General features: G+C 61.9%; 11 protein-coding genes. 5 read left to right on the forward strand and 6 right to left on the reverse strand.

Annotated elements, in window-relative coordinates; all coding sequences use genetic code 11:
- Positions 1-20 precede the first annotated feature (20 nt).
- Positions 21-1,250: an outer membrane beta-barrel protein gene (locus AC0KVN_RS08855; RefSeq protein WP_435566716.1), complete on the forward strand. Its 1,230-nt coding sequence runs from the start codon at positions 21-23 to the stop codon at positions 1,248-1,250.
- On the opposite strand, the gene AC0KVN_RS08860 is transcribed toward AC0KVN_RS08855, so the two are convergent.
- The 6 genes from AC0KVN_RS08860 to AC0KVN_RS08885 all read right to left on the reverse strand — a co-directional run bounded on the left by AC0KVN_RS08860 (position 1,247) and on the right by AC0KVN_RS08885 (position 9,691).
- Positions 1,247-2,329 carry a glycosyltransferase family 4 protein gene (locus AC0KVN_RS08860; protein WP_483656070.1) on the reverse strand — a complete coding sequence of 361 codons (1,083 nt, stop codon included), beginning with the start codon at positions 2,327-2,329 and terminating at the stop codon, positions 1,247-1,249. The two genes, AC0KVN_RS08855 and AC0KVN_RS08860, sit on opposite strands and share 4 nt — an antisense overlap.
- A gap of 38 nt (positions 2,330-2,367) precedes the next feature.
- Positions 2,368-3,762 (reverse strand): HlyD family type I secretion periplasmic adaptor subunit, encoded by a 1,395-nt coding sequence (locus tag AC0KVN_RS08865; RefSeq protein WP_435566718.1) that lies wholly within the window; start codon positions 3,760-3,762, stop codon positions 2,368-2,370.
- Positions 3,759-5,924, reverse strand: coding sequence for a type I secretion system permease/ATPase (locus AC0KVN_RS08870; RefSeq protein ID WP_435566719.1), 2,166 nt, complete (start codon positions 5,922-5,924; stop codon positions 3,759-3,761). Before AC0KVN_RS08870 ends, AC0KVN_RS08865 begins: the two co-directional genes overlap by 4 nt.
- 777 nt (positions 5,925-6,701) lie before the next feature.
- Entirely contained in the window at positions 6,702-7,448 is a 747-nt protein-coding gene (locus AC0KVN_RS08875) for a hypothetical protein (RefSeq protein WP_278395010.1), read from the reverse strand.
- Complete coding sequence (locus AC0KVN_RS08880) at positions 7,445-8,221, reverse strand: hypothetical protein (protein ID WP_278395012.1); 777 nt, start codon at positions 8,219-8,221, stop codon at positions 7,445-7,447. The genes AC0KVN_RS08875 and AC0KVN_RS08880 overlap by 4 nt, the downstream gene beginning before the upstream one ends.
- Before the next feature lie 9 nt (positions 8,222-8,230).
- Entirely contained in the window at positions 8,231-9,691 is a 1,461-nt protein-coding gene (locus tag AC0KVN_RS08885) for a hypothetical protein (RefSeq protein ID WP_278395014.1), read from the reverse strand.
- 663 nt (positions 9,692-10,354) lie between these two features.
- On the opposite strand from AC0KVN_RS08885, the gene AC0KVN_RS08890 reads away from it, so the two are divergent.
- From AC0KVN_RS08890 to AC0KVN_RS08905, 4 genes are all read left to right on the forward strand, one after another.
- Entirely contained in the window at positions 10,355-11,005 is a 651-nt protein-coding gene (locus AC0KVN_RS08890) for a hypothetical protein (protein ID WP_278395016.1), read from the forward strand.
- A 46-nt stretch (positions 11,006-11,051) separates the two neighbouring features.
- Positions 11,052-11,711, forward strand: a complete 660-nt coding sequence (locus tag AC0KVN_RS08895; RefSeq protein WP_278395018.1) for a hypothetical protein — start codon at positions 11,052-11,054, stop codon at positions 11,709-11,711.
- Entirely contained in the window at positions 11,675-12,697 is a 1,023-nt protein-coding gene (locus tag AC0KVN_RS08900; RefSeq protein WP_278395019.1) for a hypothetical protein, read from the forward strand. The genes AC0KVN_RS08895 and AC0KVN_RS08900 overlap by 37 nt, the downstream gene beginning before the upstream one ends.
- 62 nt (positions 12,698-12,759) lie before the next feature.
- Positions 12,760-15,657, forward strand: a complete 2,898-nt coding sequence (locus tag AC0KVN_RS08905) for a class I SAM-dependent DNA methyltransferase (protein WP_483656071.1) — start codon at positions 12,760-12,762, stop codon at positions 15,655-15,657.
- Positions 15,658-15,674: the final 17 nt, after the last annotated feature.

Raw genomic sequence — 15,674 nt, forward strand, 5'->3', positions numbered from 1 at the left:
GGTCTGGTCGCGCAGCGCGTTTGCGCTGGCGCTATCGTCGCCTGCCGCTCGTGATCGCGTTCGCGCTCGGCGGCTCGCCCCTGGTCGCGCAGGATATCACCCGCACGACCCCGATCGACGATCTCCCGCGCCCCGGCTATGAGCCGCGCACCATTCAAACCGGCGGCTTTGTCATCGAACCCCGGTTGGACCTGGGCGTGCGGTTCGACAACAATATCTTCGCCACCGACGAAAACCGGAAATCCGACACCATTTTTCTGGTGCGGCCAAGCGTGGAGGTGAACCGCGACACCGACACGTCGATGTTCTTCCTGCGCGGCTACGGCGAATTTTCGCGCTACGCCAAGACCTCACAGGAAAATACCGATCAGTTCGGCATTCGCGCAAGCTATCGCAAAGGGTTCGGCGACCGGCACTGGGTGACGGCAACGGCATCCTTTGACCGGACTTTCGACAGACGCGGCGCGCCCGAGGCCAATCCCGACCTGACGCAATCGCCAGCGCTTATCAATGTGAGCAACGGCGATCTGGAATATCGTTATGATGGTTCGCGCATCGGCGTGACGGCAACAGCCGGGGTGACTAAGCTCGACTATCTCTCGCTCGAGGATTCCGATCGCGACATGCTGACATACCGCGTCGCGGTGAAGGGACAGGTCAAGCTGTCACAGCGCGTGGCCGTTTTCGTCCAGCCCTATCTCAACGATCGCGAGCCGCGCCTCAAGACAGACCGCAACGGCGTCGATCGCTCGACCACGACCTATGGTGCATTGGCCGGCGTGTCTCTGGAGTTGGGGGACAAGCTCAACGGCAATATCGGCATCGGCATATTTCATTCCAATCCTCGCGACCTTGCCCTTGATGCGTTTACCGGCCTGTCCGCCAACGGCCAGCTGACCTGGCGCCCTCAGACCCGTACCGCCGTCCGCCTGGATATTTTTCGGGGCGATGTGGCGACAATCCGTGCTGGCGCAATGGGACGGATCGACACGCGTATCGACCTGGGCATCGACCAGGAAGTACGGCACAACCTGATTGTGCGCGGGTCTGTCGGGATGCGAAACGTCCATTATCGCGAGAGTTTCGATGCCGATCAGCGCTATTGGACCGGCGAAGGCGGCGCACGCTATCTGCTCAACCGCCATATGTGGATCGAGGCGGTGGCCACCTATACCCGCCGGACAGCCGATACCGCGGCCGACGAATTCAGCAAATGGCAGGGCATGATCCGATTGGGCCTGACCTATTAGGCGCCAGCGACAGCGCGCACATCGTCGACCAGCCTGTCCCATTGTTCGATGATCGCCGGCGACGCGAAACGGGTTGCCGATTGCCGGGCCGCGATGCCGAGGCGCATGCGCAGCGCAGCATCTCCCATGATCCGGTCGAGCGCGGCGGCCAGCGCGCCGGCATCGCCGTCGGGCACGAGCAGGCCATCGACGAGATTATCGACCATTTCCGCAGGGCCGAAATCGCAATTGAAGGCAACGACCGGCAAGCCCGCCGCCATCGCTTCGCCCAGAACATTGGCAAAGCCTTCATAGCGGGACGACAGGACCATCGCATACGCCTTGGCCAACCAACCGCCCGGCGTCTCGCTCTTTCCGGGTAGTTCGATACGATGGGAAAGACCAAGTGAGGCGACCTGCCGTTCCAGCATGCCACGCATTTCCCCCTCTCCCCAGATGCGCAGGATCCAGTCCGGATGCAGGCGCGCGACCTTGGCAAAGGCCTCGATCAGGAGATCGAACCCCTTTTGGTGGGTCAACCGCCCGACACCCACCAGGACCCGCTGCGCACCAGCCGCCGAGGCAGGCGGTGCGATGGCCTCGATCGGGTTGTGGATGACGCGCGCAAGCGACCGCGCCGACGGAGGCAGACAGTCCAGGCTGGCCCGGGTCTGCATCACGATCCCCGCCGCCCGCGGATACAGCTGTGCCAGCAGCGCATTCCAGGCATTATTGGCATTCTGCGCACGGGGATTATTCCGCTCCGAGACGATGATTTTCCGTCCGGTGCCGATCGCCGCCGTCAGCGTGAGGACGTTGATCTTGGTCAGGAGCGAGATCACGACATCGGGCCGCGCGTCCTTCAGTTGCCGGCGGATAGCAAGAATGCGCCGCCCCTGCGCCATCAGGGTCGAAGCGGGGTTGCGTCCGGGCGGAATGTCAAAGCGCCGGATTTCCACCGCGGGGTCGAAGCGGTGATAGACAGGATCCTGCGGCCGATCGAAGGCCATGATCGTCACCCGCCAGCCGCGCGCAACCCAGGCGGAGGAGATAAGGCTGACAACGCGTTCTGCGCCGCCTGCGCCCAGTCCCGCGATCACGAACAGGACATGGCATGGCCGCGCGGCCGGCGCGGCGCTCACCGTTCCCGTCCCGCTTCGTCACGCACCGCCTGGAGCGGGCTCAGCAGATAGGAGCCGACGCTGCGCCGACCGGTGCGGATATCGGCCGTCACCTCCATACCCGGCACCAGCTGGACCAGCCGACCGTCGCGGGTATGCCATTGACGGTCCATCGTAATCCTGGCGGTATAGACGAGGCCGAGCTTTTCGTCCTCGACCGCATCGGTGCTGATGCTTTCGATCCGCCCCTCGACCACGCCATGGCGCGTGAAGGGAAAAGCCGCGAGCTTGACGCCCACATCCTGTCCGGCGCGCACAAAACCGATATCCTTGTTGAATATCTTGATCATAGCCACCAGTTGCCCGCGCGCCGGGACGATCAGCATCAGCGGCTTTCCGACTTCCACAACCCCGCCCACCGTGTGCACCGACAGCTGGGCTACCGTGCCATCGATCGGGCTGACCAGCCGCTGCAGGGCAGAGCGCCGACTGGCCTTGACCATCTCCTCGCGACGCAAGCGAGCCTCCACCTCGGCCTTGGTCAGATCCTCCAATATCCTCGCCCGGCTCGTCCCGACGAACTGGGTACGGCTGGCACTGGCCTGCGCCATCTGCGCGCGTGCCTTGGCCGCGGTTTCGAGCGCGATCTGCCGATCCCGAGCCAAGCCAAGCCGCTGTCGGCGCATCTCGATCACGCGCAATTTGGAGACATAGCCCTTGGCGAGCAATTTCTGGTTGGCTTCGATCTGTTCATCCACCAGCGGCAGGGTTTCCGCCAGCTTGGTGGCCGACAATGTCGCTTCGGCATAGGTGGCCGAGGCTGCCTGCCGGTCGGCATCATGCGCTCCGGTCTCGCCCATGATGCCCTCCAGCTGCGCCCGGGCAAGTGCGATCTGCAGCTCCGTCATTTCCGGCGAGGTGCCCGGCGGCGGCACGAAGCGCAGGCCGTGGCCGTCGAGCGAGGACAGCATGGCCCGCCCCCGTGCCGCATCCAGCTCGGCCGCTTCCAGTGCCCTGCGCGCCTGGATCGCATCGGCCGAGGACATGGTCGGGTCCAGTTCGAGCAGCGCCTGGCCGGCATGAACCGACTGGTTGTCCCGCACCAATATGGAGCGCACCACTCCCGCGTCCGCAGGCTGTATAAGCTTCACATTACCGGCCGGGATCAACTGTCCGGGGGCCGAAGCCACGACGTCGATCTGGCCGAAGATCAGCCACAACAGGGCGACGGCCAGCCCCAGCATCAGCACCCACGCCGTATAGCGCGCCGTTGGCGACACCGGTCGTTCGACGATCTCGATAGCCGCGGGCAGGAAATCGACCTCCTCGGATCGGACCAGCGTGCGCGCCCGCGCCCTTTCGTCACGCCATGCCTGCCGGCTCGTCGCCCATATGCCCTGCGCGCCCATCATACCGCCCGCGCCATGCCGGTCCGCGTCTGGGTCCGATAGAGTTTGGCATAGCGGCCATTGCGGGCGATCAGTTCCTCATGCGATCCGCGCTCGACGATATGGCCCTGTTCCATCGTGACGATGCTGTCGCAATCCCGGATCGCGGACAGGCGGTGGGCAATGATGATGACCGTGCGTCCCGCGGCCATCGCCTTGAGATTGGCCTGCACGATCTCCTCGCTCTCGGCATCGAGCGCCGATGTCGCCTCATCGAAGATCAGGATACGGGGCTTGCTCATCAACGCGCGGGCAATCGCAATCCGCTGGCGCTGGCCACCCGACAAATTGACGCCACGTTCTTCAATCATGCTGTCATAGCCGAGCGGCAACCCCATGATGAAGTCATGGGCACCGGCCAGCCGGGCGGCGGACATCACCTCCGACAAAGGCGCGATCGGGCTGGAAAGCGCGATATTTTCACGCAGGGTGCAGTTGAACAGCAGATTTTCCTGGAGGACCACGCCGATCTGGCGTCGCAGCCAGGTCGGATCGATCTGTGCGATGTCGATATCATCGATCAGGATGCGCCCGGCTGCCGGGAGGTAGAGGCGTTGAAGCAGCTTGGCGAGTGTGGACTTGCCGGAGCCCGAGGATCCGGCGATGCCCAAAGTCCCGCCTGCAGGCAGGCCCAAATCGATATTCTCCAGCGTCCAGGGGCCTTCATCGCCATAGCGGAAGCGGACGCCCTCGAAGCGGATATTGCCTCTGATCGACGGCAGCGTCGTCCGCGAGGATCCGATCCGCTCGATCGGCGCGTCCAGCACCAGCCCCAGTTGCACCACCGACAGCCGGACCTGCTGAAAGTCCTGCCACAATTGCGCCATGCGGATGACCGGAGAAGACACGCGTTGGGCAAACATGTTGAAAGCGACAAGCGCCCCTACCGTCATCGTGCCCGCGATCACCTGCCCCGCCCCGAAAAACAGGATCGTCGCCGCCCCCAGCTTCGAGATGAGCTGAACCAGCTGGCTGCTGTTGTTGGCAAGGTTGATCGCGCGCTGATTGGACGTGCTGTAAGCCGCCAGCTGCAATTCCCAGCGATGATTCCATTGCGGCTCGACGGCCGCCGCCTTGATCGTCTGCATGCCCGATATGCTTTCGATCAGCAGGGCATTATTGGCCGCGCCTCGATCGAATTTCTCGGCAAGGCGCCGACGCAGCGGCCCTGTCACCATGATCGAGACCGCGACATAGGCCGGTATGGTGAGCAACACGATCCCGGTCAGCAGCGGCGAATAAAGCCACATGGCCAGGAGGAAGACCAGGGTGAACGCCGGATCGATCAGCACCGACAGCGAGGCATTGGTCAGAAATTCGCGGATCGCCTCCAGTTGTCGGACGCGCATCACCGTGTCGCCGACACGCCGCCCCTCGAAATAGGTCAAGGGCAGGCGCAGCACATGGCGGAACAGGCGCACGCCCAGTTCAACATCGATCTTCTGGCAGGTCTCCGAATAGAGGCGGGTCCGCAACCAGCCAAAACCCACTTCCCAGAGGGACACCAGCACGAAGCCCAGCATCAGCACCTGCAAGGTGGCCAGCGTATTATGGACCAGCACCTTGTCGATGACATTCTGGAAAAAGAGGGGCGCGGCAAGCCCCAGGAGATTGATGCACAAGGTGATGAGCAGAACCTCGCCCACCAGGCGGCGGTAACGCACAATCTGGGGAATGAACCAGCTTATGTCGAACCGCTTCATCTCACCGCCGGTGCCGGCGCGGGTGGCAAGCAGGATCAGCTCTCCGGACCAGATTTCATCCAGCGCTGCCCGATCCAGCGTCTCCACAGGATGCCCGGGCCGCTGGATCAGGACGCCATGCTCCTTGATCCTGCCCATGATGAACCATTGCCCATTGGCCGCTTGCGCGAGCGCCGGTAGCGACAGGCGCTGCAGGCGATCATAATCGGCCCGAACGCTGCGTGCGCGCACGCCGGGCTGACGCTTGCCAAGGCGCAGCAGATCCTTGCTGTCCAATGGATTTGAATGCCCCAGCTCCTGCCGCAATACCTGGGGATCGACGACGACATAGTGCATGGCGAGCAGGGTCGCGAGCGCCACCAGCCCGGTTTCGTCCGGGGGGATCGGGCGCTTCCTGTCTGGATCGATCGTCGCTGCGTTCATCCTCGCCGGCGCCTCATTCTCACTGTCTCGACCGCCGCCTCGCACCGCGCGGCGCCCCGATCCTGCCCCGAAACTAGCATGGCGGCGCGGGATGGCAGGGGCGATAAAGTCCGATTTGCGATTAGAAGGTATTACCGCTTCGGGAGAGTGCCCGCCCGTATTGTCTTCACGGCCTTGCAGGTTTCCGTCAAAATTCGACCATCGCAGCCATCTTCTCGGCTGATCGTCAGCCCATATCCGCGTCGAACCAGTCTCTGGCCATTCTCGAACCCAGCGTCGGCGCTTGCAGCCGAAACATTCGGCTATCGCGCACCGCGACAGCCCGCCATCAACCGCCGCGACAACCCGAAAACGAAGTGCCTCCGAAATCGACCTTGTCATGCCAGGCTGGCCTCCTCGTCCAGCTAGCATGTTGAATCGGATTTCCAGGCCCAAGGGAATCCTCAACGATCCTGTCAGATCGGATGAAGCGCTAGAACGCCTCAATCAGTGCAGTCCGCGGCGCGCCCGCGCATACCCCATTTGCCAAGTCGGCTCTCAAACACCGACAAATAGCAATGGCGAGATTGCGCCATTTGGCACGGCAATTGGCAACGTATCGCGAACGAAACGAAATAAATTAAATTATTTCAATGCATTATGGCTGGGGCGGCAGGAGGCCCAGCCAAACTTTTGCGCCGCCGGAAATGGCCGAAAACCGTGGTGGCACTGTCGTTCGGTCACCCCACTTACTACAGCCGCTGGCGACATTTGCAAGCTACAGCGGCAAAATCCCATCTATCGCTGCTCTGCGCTCCACGGCCGCCCAACACGCCGCGACACCTCGTCGGGAAGTGCCCAACCAGCAGCGCTCCCCGCCGGATCCTTGGCCAGTACGCAGCGACCGTCTTTCGCCCTGAAGCCCTCCACTCTGCAATTCATGAGGTCGGACAAGGCTCCAGACATGATGAACGCTGGTAGATCGTGCCGCTCCGCATCCGACAGCTGGGACCACAGCAATTCGCCAGGCCGCTCGGAAAAGGCGCGCCTGGCCAAAAAGGCGTTGACCATGCCGCTGGCAAGCAGGCCTGCGGCGAGGAGCACGAGAAGCGTGGGTCTCGTCCACGAGATATGCTCCTGGATGGTCCGCAAAATGGACCTGTGGTGTGTCACTTCACTGCGCAGCTGCTTTTCGGCTCGCTCCAGCGTCCTAAGCGACTGGCCGACGCGCTCGACCACCTGATGCCCGAGCGCATCAAGTGCCTGCGCCGAAACCGCAGCCTTGCCGGCGGAAACGTAGAGTTTCATGGCACCAGTATGGGCAGCGCGCAAATGGGAGCGGACGGCCTCACCATGCTGTTCCAGCCAGTCCCCGATGGATAGTTCAAGGATCTGCCCGTGCCGGTGCTGGTACATTGCGATGACGAGAAATGGATCGTCGAAGCCCGGCGCACAATGGCGCTCGATCTCGTCCATCGATGCTGCGACGGCAGGATCCGGCTCATCGTCGAAAAGGTCCGCCCAGAGCGCGCGCCATTGACTCACAGGACGTCCTCCAAGCCAGCCGCCAACATCTTCATGGCGCGCGCGAAAAGCGCGGCTTCGCCGATGGATGCCTCGGCCATCGCCGCACTGATCCGCTCACCGCGATCGTAGAAAGCCATCTGGAGACGTTCCGCCAGTCGTGGGATCTGCAGCACGCCGTGGTCTGGATCATGGCGCAACTGGCGCTCGCCGTCACCACTACGCAGGCCCGGAGCCGCGGCGGTGAAGCAGCGGATAACGCGTGCCAGTCCGCTCTTGTGCCGATAATAATCCTCTGCGCGGCTGGTGTCGTCACGCGGTCCCAATTTCATGAAAAGGCAATAGCGTTCCGGTGCCTGATCGATCCACGGGAGAAGTTCGCTCTCGATCGCCACGAAATCCTTGAATGCGGCCGCATTGACGCTGAGGATCATTGGAACCCCGGCGCGCGCCTCTGCCATAGCGGTGATCAGATCGGCGACGAAATCGGTGCTGGTCACGGAGACGAACCGATATTCTTCGGGACCGAGCGATTTTGCAAGGTACCCTCGCGACGTTCCAAGCTCGATCACCTGAACACCATGACTACCAGCGTCACACAGCGCTACGACGCAGGCGACCAGCGTATCGACACCGGCACCACCACGCTCGCCGCTGACGACGAGGATGGTGCTGCCCAACGTATTCGTCAGCAAAGACGATACGGCGATGCTGGTTGCCAAAACCGGTCGTTCCGTCAGGGTAAGCGATTGTGAACGAGCGACAATGATGTCGCCCTTGAATTCAGACTTCATGATAACCTCCTAGTAGTCGAAATCGTCATTGAGGGCGCTTGTGCCCCGGTGAAAATGATGTGACGGCTCAGTGCCTGGCGGTGCCAAGTGGGCTTCGGGCTGCGGCGGGGAGTCGAACAATTCCCAGATGATTTCCTCGACGGGCTGACACAGCAGCTGAGCCGCTCTAAGAAAGGGGGGCTCGATCGCCGCGCTGGCAGGCAGGTCGATGTGTCGCATCGACGCCAACCAGCGAACTTCTGACCGGGCTTGCAGCAGGTCCGCCAGTTCCTGGACGTCCTTGTCCTGCGCGACCTTCAAAACGTTGCGCCAATCCTGAGCCAGAACGACCGCTTCCCAGTCCTCTCTAGCCAATCTGCTGCCTTCGGCGCTGGGACGCAGCCGCGTGATCGCGGCTTGGCGATCGAGAATGTCGCCGCCGACATTTTCCATCAGCCGTTCCCAACGGTCGATTTCCACGCCATGGACGTGATCGAGCATCACACGCGCTGTCTCGATATAGCCCGGCTCAGCGACCTGCGATGTCCGGTGATCTGTCGCCTCGACAGGTTCAAACGTTGGAGACGTTGCTGCAACGATCTTCCATGCGCGATCACGGCCTTCATCGCCTTCGATACCCAGCATTGTCAGGATGGTCCTGACATCGCGCTCGACCTGCGCCTCCTGCGCATGATCAATCGTATGAGCGGCCCCCGGCCAGACGCCGTCAATCCTGTAGATTTCAGCCGCTCTCTCGATCGCTCCCGCTAAGCTGGGCGAGATGTCCAGCGGTCTGCCGATTGCGGCTTCGAGCTTCTTCCTGGCCTGAAGATCAGCATCAGTGACGAAGTCGGTCGCCAGCAGAAGAGCCAGCTGCTCATCGGCATTGGCTCCTTCAATCGAAAGATCGAGAAATCCCGCTCTATAGGCTGCCGCAGCTATGCCATCCGGCTTCCGATGATGCGGATCAGCAGCTTTCTCACGAACGAACGCAGCCATATAGGCGAGGTCGGGGGCCGAGAGCTGGCCCAACTGCCACATCGTGCAGCCCGCAGCGAGCAGGGCATCCAAAAAAGCGCGTTCCTGCTTATTACCCGACTTCTGGTTTGATTTCTTGGGCTGCTCGGTTTCTTCCCGCGCCCGCTCTACATCGGCGAGTTGGCTGTCGGTAATGGACAGTTGGACGATCAACGCGGCCGCCTTTGCAAGCGTAGCACCGTGTTTGCGGAGCAACGTATTGCGAGACTTGGTCAGAGCGCGCTTTGTCTGTGCCAACGAAGCAGTCCCGCCGAGCGGGTTCTTCCCCGTTTGCTGGGCAGCCTTGGCTTTCTTCGAACGGGCTTCAAACTCCGCGCCCTTGGCCCCGTTGAGCTTGTCGGCTACCCCAGCAGCGATCGCGGCGTCGATGCTCTCCAACTGCTCTATGGTCTCGCGCAATCGAACCCGGCCGCTTGCTTCGCCCAGTTTGCATATATCTTCCCACAGAGCCATGAATAATCCTCAGAGCCAAATCTTCCCTTTTAGGAAATGGCTCGAAATCCCGCAAAAATTTTTTTGAGCGCATGGAAAAGGCGAGCAACGCCTGAAGACCGAGCTCGCAGCCATGCGAAGCTATTCGCTGCAATACTTCGCCGCTGGTGACACAGTGAGGGCTAGTCGGCGAAAGTTATCCGCCGACAGCTTCGCCACCGGAAAGTAAGGCGCAATACCTACAATTTGACGCATTGACGTCAAATTGTATGCGCCCCTCCGGGATGGATCGGCTGACGCCGAGTTTTGTCCGGCGCACGCCGGCCAAGCGCTATCGCGGGTGTAGCGGCTGCGCCGCCTCTCTTGATTACCTCATCTATATTTGTCCCGGCCTCAGCGATCCAGACCGCTGACGTCCCCGCACTGTAGCGCCCCAAAAAATGGCCGCGACGATCTGCGGGCACGACGCAAGACGGCCCGGTCAGCTCTGCTTTTGGGCAGCATAGAAAAGGCGCCGCTGATCAGCGCGGTATCGAAGGAATTGGGAGAAGGAAAAAACGGGCGCAAGCCTGCGCTGCTTCCAGCCTTCATTCACTCGCCGACAACACCGGCATCCCAGCCCTGCACATGATCACCACACCGTCCTAATGGCGGCGTGAGGTCGTGCGCCCATCGGAGACGACCATGCTCCCGTCGCATACCATCACTGCATTTACCCCCGTCACCATCAATGCCGGTAATCCGACCGCCAGTGGCGACATTGCGGTCGGCGCTGCCGCGCTGACCGTGACAGTCGTCGCCGGACAGGTCAGCTTCGACCTGTCCTCCTTCATTCTGCCGCCCAACCAACCCGCGCAGGAGTTTCTCGCGTGGATCGATGATCGCCTCAGCGACGATCAGGCTACCCTGTCAATGTATGGGCCGGGCCGCGTCGTCGAATTGCTCAGCCAACTGCCGGACGTAGTCTATTCCTCGGGCTTCCGCAGCCTGGCAGGTGGGGGTAAACAGCCCATCATCCGCCTTCAGGTCGAAGAAAGAAGGCGCTTCATCTCCCTTCATAAGGCCTGCGCTCAGGCCCAGATCGCCTGCGCATCGACCGATCCGGCCGAGCGCTTCATCGCCTGGGTCAAAGGCGACATCGACCAGATCGCGGCGGATGCCGAGATCGACGCGATCGCGACATGGCGGATGACGGTCGCCGCGATCGAACGCAAGAGCGGCCTTGGCCGTGAACTGGCGACCATCCTCCATCGGCATCTGGTGCAGTGGCTGCGCGACACCGATCGCGCCTCCACCCGCGCGCATGAGCGCAATCTCTCTCCCATCGCTGGCTGACACGCCCGCCGCGCCCGCAGGCGCGTCCCTATCGAAGGATAATTCCATGGAATTGATCGATCTCTCGATCCAAGACCGGGGCTTCGCGCCCCATAGCATCGCCATCAGCTTGCGGACCGCAGGATGCTGCTTCGGTATGCTCCACCGTCCAGACAGCAGGATCGTTGCCGGCATCGGCCTGCTATCGGTCCAGCCAGATGACGTCGGCGGCTTTAGCATCGAAGCCGACGCCACTTATCTTCAACCGGGCGATAAGGCCACCGATCTGCTGGACTGGCTGGATGATCGGATAGGCGAAATTGAGGCCATCATCAGTTGGGATAGGTGGTGGCCCGTAGCGCGCCGACTGGGCGCGCTCGCCGATCCGGAGCGGCATGCCGACTTGTTGGCGGCAGCAGGCGATACCGCCGGGCGCTGGCGCGAACTGCCCACAGCCGACACATGGTATCTGCGCCAGGCCCGCGCGCTGCCGGTTCCCTGCATTTGCGACGCTGGTGTGCAGGTCGCGGATTGCCACTCTACGGTGCCCTTGTCGCTGTTGCCGGATGCCGCCATCGCCGTCCCGCAACTGAAACAGGAAGCCATCGCTGGCTGGCTGGCCTGGGCGAGGCAGTTTGCCGACTTCGACGTGGATCCCATCGCAGCGCAGGCGGTGAAAGCGTTGGAGGCATGGCGTGCGACCATGCCGATTTCCGACCAAGACTGATCGTCAAACGGCGATTTTTTCAATGCCCCCGGCACGATGCGCCACATCGAACCGGGAGGATTCACCCCAACCGTCGCATACCCCGTCCCTTTGGAGAATGCCCCATGCATATCGATCCCGCCCGCATCTTCAAGCCCGCCGCCCCCCGGTTCACCGTCGTCCTGGACGCGGAAGTTATTTATGACGATGCCGCCCATGCCCGCTACCAGGCGGCGGAGCGCTTCGATCCCACTGACGCCCGTCCCATGCCCCCGCGCAAGGCTGCCAAGGATCCGCGGATAACGCCGCGATGGCCATGCCAGCGGATCACCGCGCTCAGCTGGCTGGTGATGTCCGACGGGGTCGATGGTCTCAGGCCCCTTCGGCTTGAAACCGCAAGCAGGCCAGAGCAGACCGAGGCGGACATCATCCGCACCTTCTTCCGTGACATGGAAAGCCTGAAAGCCGTCGAGCTTGTTACCTGGGGCGGCCACCATTCAGATCTTCCTCAGATCCTGCTCGCCGCGATGGTAGCCGGCATCCCTTTGCCGTCTAACCTTGTCGGCCTTGCCTATCCCTGGCGGCGGGAAGCCTCCGGCCACATCGACTTGTCGAGCCGAGTGACAGGTGGAGCGGACGCCGTCCATCTCGCAGAGGTGGCCGCTGCGCTGAACATTCCGGCCAAGCTGACCTGTCGGCCGGACCTTGTCAGCCAGCTGATGGGCCAGGGCAAATGGTCGGGCGTTCGTAGCGTCGTCGAAGGGGATGTCATGACCACCGCGCTCATCCTGATGCTGTGGCGCCATCTGTCGGGTGAAACCATGTCCCGGCTGGAGGCCGTGCGCCGCCTGACGCACTTCATTGCACACAATTGCGCCCATCGTCCCTACGCGGCCGATTGGGTCAGGTTCGGCGAAGCGGAGCTTGATGCCGCCTTCGCTGCGGAAAGCGCCAAGGTCGCCCATCTGGCGCCCCACTTCAGGTCCGAAGTGCAAATATCGGCCTGATCAAAGGCTATGCTGGAACGGCGCGCCGCCTGACCGCGTGACACTCCCCCGGACAGTCCCTATTGTCCGGGGGATTCGATTTAACTCCGCCTATGCGGACTGATTGCTGGAAAATTTTGCGCCCAATGAACGCCGTAGAGATTGAAGAAGCCGTATCCGACCTGGTTTCCCAGCCGTTCGACGCCGCCGAATTCCCGTTCCAGTTCATCACCGCGTTCGGCGCCAAAAAGGCGACGGTCGACCGCCTGCGCGCTACGAAGAACGGCACCAACCAATCAGATATCAGCGGCGTCCTCCAGCGCAACAATATCCATATCGGCATCGCCCCCACCGGAGAGGTCGGCTCCACGCTGGCTGCCCTGCGCGCCAGTCCCAAGACTAGCAGCGCCAAGGCCAAGTTCATCCTCGCCACCGACGGCGAGACGGTGGAGGCGGAGGATTTGGTCGGCGGCGACGTGATTGCCTGCTCCTACGCCGATCTGCCGCGCCATTTCGCAACCTTCCTGCCGCTGGCGGGCATCTCCACCGTCAAGGAAATCAAGAACAACCCCATCGACGTCAAGGCGACAGGGCGGCTTAACAAGCTGTACGTCGAACTGCTGAAGGACAACCCGGACTGGGCGACCGAGGAGCGGCGGCATGAGCTGAACCAGTTCATGGCCCGCCTGATCTTCTGCTTTTTCGCCGAGGATACCGGCATCTTCCATGGCGAAGGGCTGTTCACCGCCACCGTCGCAAAAATGTCCCAAGCCGGGCACGGCACCGGCGAGAATCAATGGGGTAACACCCATGAGGTGCTGCAACATCTGTTCCTGTCGATGGACACCGACACCCGCTACGAAGGGCAACTGGACGAACGCCATCGCCGCGCTGCCGGTATCCGCCCCTATGCCGACGTCTTTCCCTATGTGAATGGCGGCCTGTTCACCGGCGCGACCGAATGCCCCCGCTTTAGCCGCACGGCGCGCGCCTATCTGTTGCGCGCGGGCGAACTGGACTGGAAGGAGATCAACCCGGACATTTTCGGATCGATGATCCAGGCGGTCGCCGACGACGGCGAGCGCGGGGAACTGGGCATGCACTATACCAGCGTGCCCAATATCCTGAAGGTGCTGAACCCGCTGTTTCTCGACGACCTGCGCGAACAGCTGGAAGCGGCGGGCGACAGCAAGCAGAAACTGCGCAATCTGCGCAAGCGGCTGGCCCATATCCGCGTATTCGATCCGGCCTGCGGCAGCGGCAATTTCCTTGTCATCGCGTATAAGGAGATGCGCGCGATCGAGGCGAAGATCGTCGCGCGGCTGGGCGGCGAAGCCAATCTGAAGCTGGACGACCGCCGCAGCGTCATCCCGCTTTCCAATTTCTACGGCATCGAGATCAAGGGCTTCGCTGCCGAGATCGCCCGCTTGGCGCTGCTAATCGCTGAGTTTCAGGCGGATTGTCTATACCTCAGCCAGCAGGAAGCCCGCGCGATGGTGCTGCCGCTGCACAAGACTGGGCAGATCACGGTTGGCAATGCCCTGCGGCTGGATTGGCTGGAGGTGTGCCCGCCCACTCGGGCAGCGAGCGGCGCGGAACAGGATCTGGGCGGAGCGACCGGGCGGCTGGCGTTGGAGGCCAATGGTATAGAGGATGGCGTAGAGGCCGAGACGTATATCTGTGGGAACCCCCCTTACATTGGCGACAAGGTTCAGACCGCCGAGCAGAAGCGCGAGCTCAAGGCGTTGCTTCCCCCACGTCAGGACATCAAATCCATCGATTATATTGCGGGCTGGTTTTGGAAGGCCTCCGACTACATCCGTGTAGGCGGCAGCTTCGCCTTCGTGTCGACGAACTCGATCTGCCAAGGTGTCCAGGTGCCGCTCGTGTGGCCACCTATTTTTGAAAAGGGGCAGATGATCACTTTTGCGCACGAAAGTTTCTTATGGGGGAACAACGCCGCGAAAAATGCGCAGGTGACGTGCGTGATTGTTGGTGTCGGGCGTAATCGAGCGGGTGATCGATACATAATTTCCGGCGCTACGCGCACGGCGGTTTCACACATTAACGCCTATCTGACGCCTGGCGCCAATGTCATTGTCAAGAAGGCAAGCGCGCCGATCGGCGAAACAGCGATTATGTTTGGCGGCAACATTCCTCGGGATCAGGGTAATCTGCTGTTGGAAGCCGATGCCGCCGAAGCCCTATTGGCCGGATTTCCAGAAGCCCGCCCCCTAATTCGGCCGCTTTTAGGATCGGCCGAGTTCATCAATGGCCTGCGCCGCTTCTGTCTCTGGATCGGGGACGATCAGGCCGAACTGGCGCAATCTATTCCTCCGATCGCGGAACGCTTGGCCCGTGTTCGAGAGTATCGTCTCAACGGTAGCGAGCGCGGCCAAGCTGGTATCAACACGCCTTATAAGTTCGAACGCACCATCATTGGTGCGACCCAAACCATAATCGTGCCGAGCGTTTCGTCCGAGCGCCGACCGTATCTTCCTTGTGGCCTGCTCGGGCCTGACGTCCGCGTATCCAACCTTGCCCTTGCACTCTATGATGCACCGCTCTGGAATATGGCGCTGATCGCATCCCGCCTTCATCTTGTCTGGGTTGGAACAATCTGCGGCAAGATGAAGACCGACTTCCGTTACTCCAACACTCTCGGCTGGAACACCTTCCCCGTCCCGCGCCTCACTGCGCAGGACAAGGCCGATCTCACCCGGACAGCGGAGAACATCTTGCTTGCCCGTGAGGCCCATTTCCCCGCAACCATCGCCGATCTCTACGATCCCGAAGCTATGCCGAACGATCTGCGCCGCGCGCATGAGGAAAATGACGAGGTGCTGGAGCGCATCTATATCGGCCGACGGTTCCGCAACGACACCGAACGGCTGGAAAAGCTGTTCGACCTCTACACCAAGATGACCGCCAACGCCGTCCCCAAGGGCAAGGCGTCGAAGAAAGGCAAGAAAGCAGCCTGATCTTGGAGGCCGCTTGA

The sequence above is a fragment of the Sphingobium sp. SG1 genome (assembly GCF_057063145.1).

Coding starts and splice junctions, on each gene's coding strand:
- AC0KVN_RS08865 (WP_435566718.1), bottom strand. CDS start 3,762: ATGATGGGCGCGCAGGGCATATGGGCGACGAGCCGGCAGGCATGGCGT.
- AC0KVN_RS08870 (WP_435566719.1), bottom strand. CDS start 5,924: ATGAACGCAGCGACGATCGATCCAGACAGGAAGCGCCCGATCCCCCCG.
- AC0KVN_RS08880 (WP_278395012.1), bottom strand. CDS start 8,221: ATGAAGTCTGAATTCAAGGGCGACATCATTGTCGCTCGTTCACAATCG.
- AC0KVN_RS08885 (WP_278395014.1), bottom strand. CDS start 9,691: ATGGCTCTGTGGGAAGATATATGCAAACTGGGCGAAGCAAGCGGCCGG.
- AC0KVN_RS08890 (WP_278395016.1), top strand. CDS start 10,355: ATGCTCCCGTCGCATACCATCACTGCATTTACCCCCGTCACCATCAAT.
- AC0KVN_RS08895 (WP_278395018.1), top strand. CDS start 11,052: ATGGAATTGATCGATCTCTCGATCCAAGACCGGGGCTTCGCGCCCCAT.
- AC0KVN_RS08900 (WP_278395019.1), top strand. CDS start 11,675: ATGGCGTGCGACCATGCCGATTTCCGACCAAGACTGATCGTCAAACGG.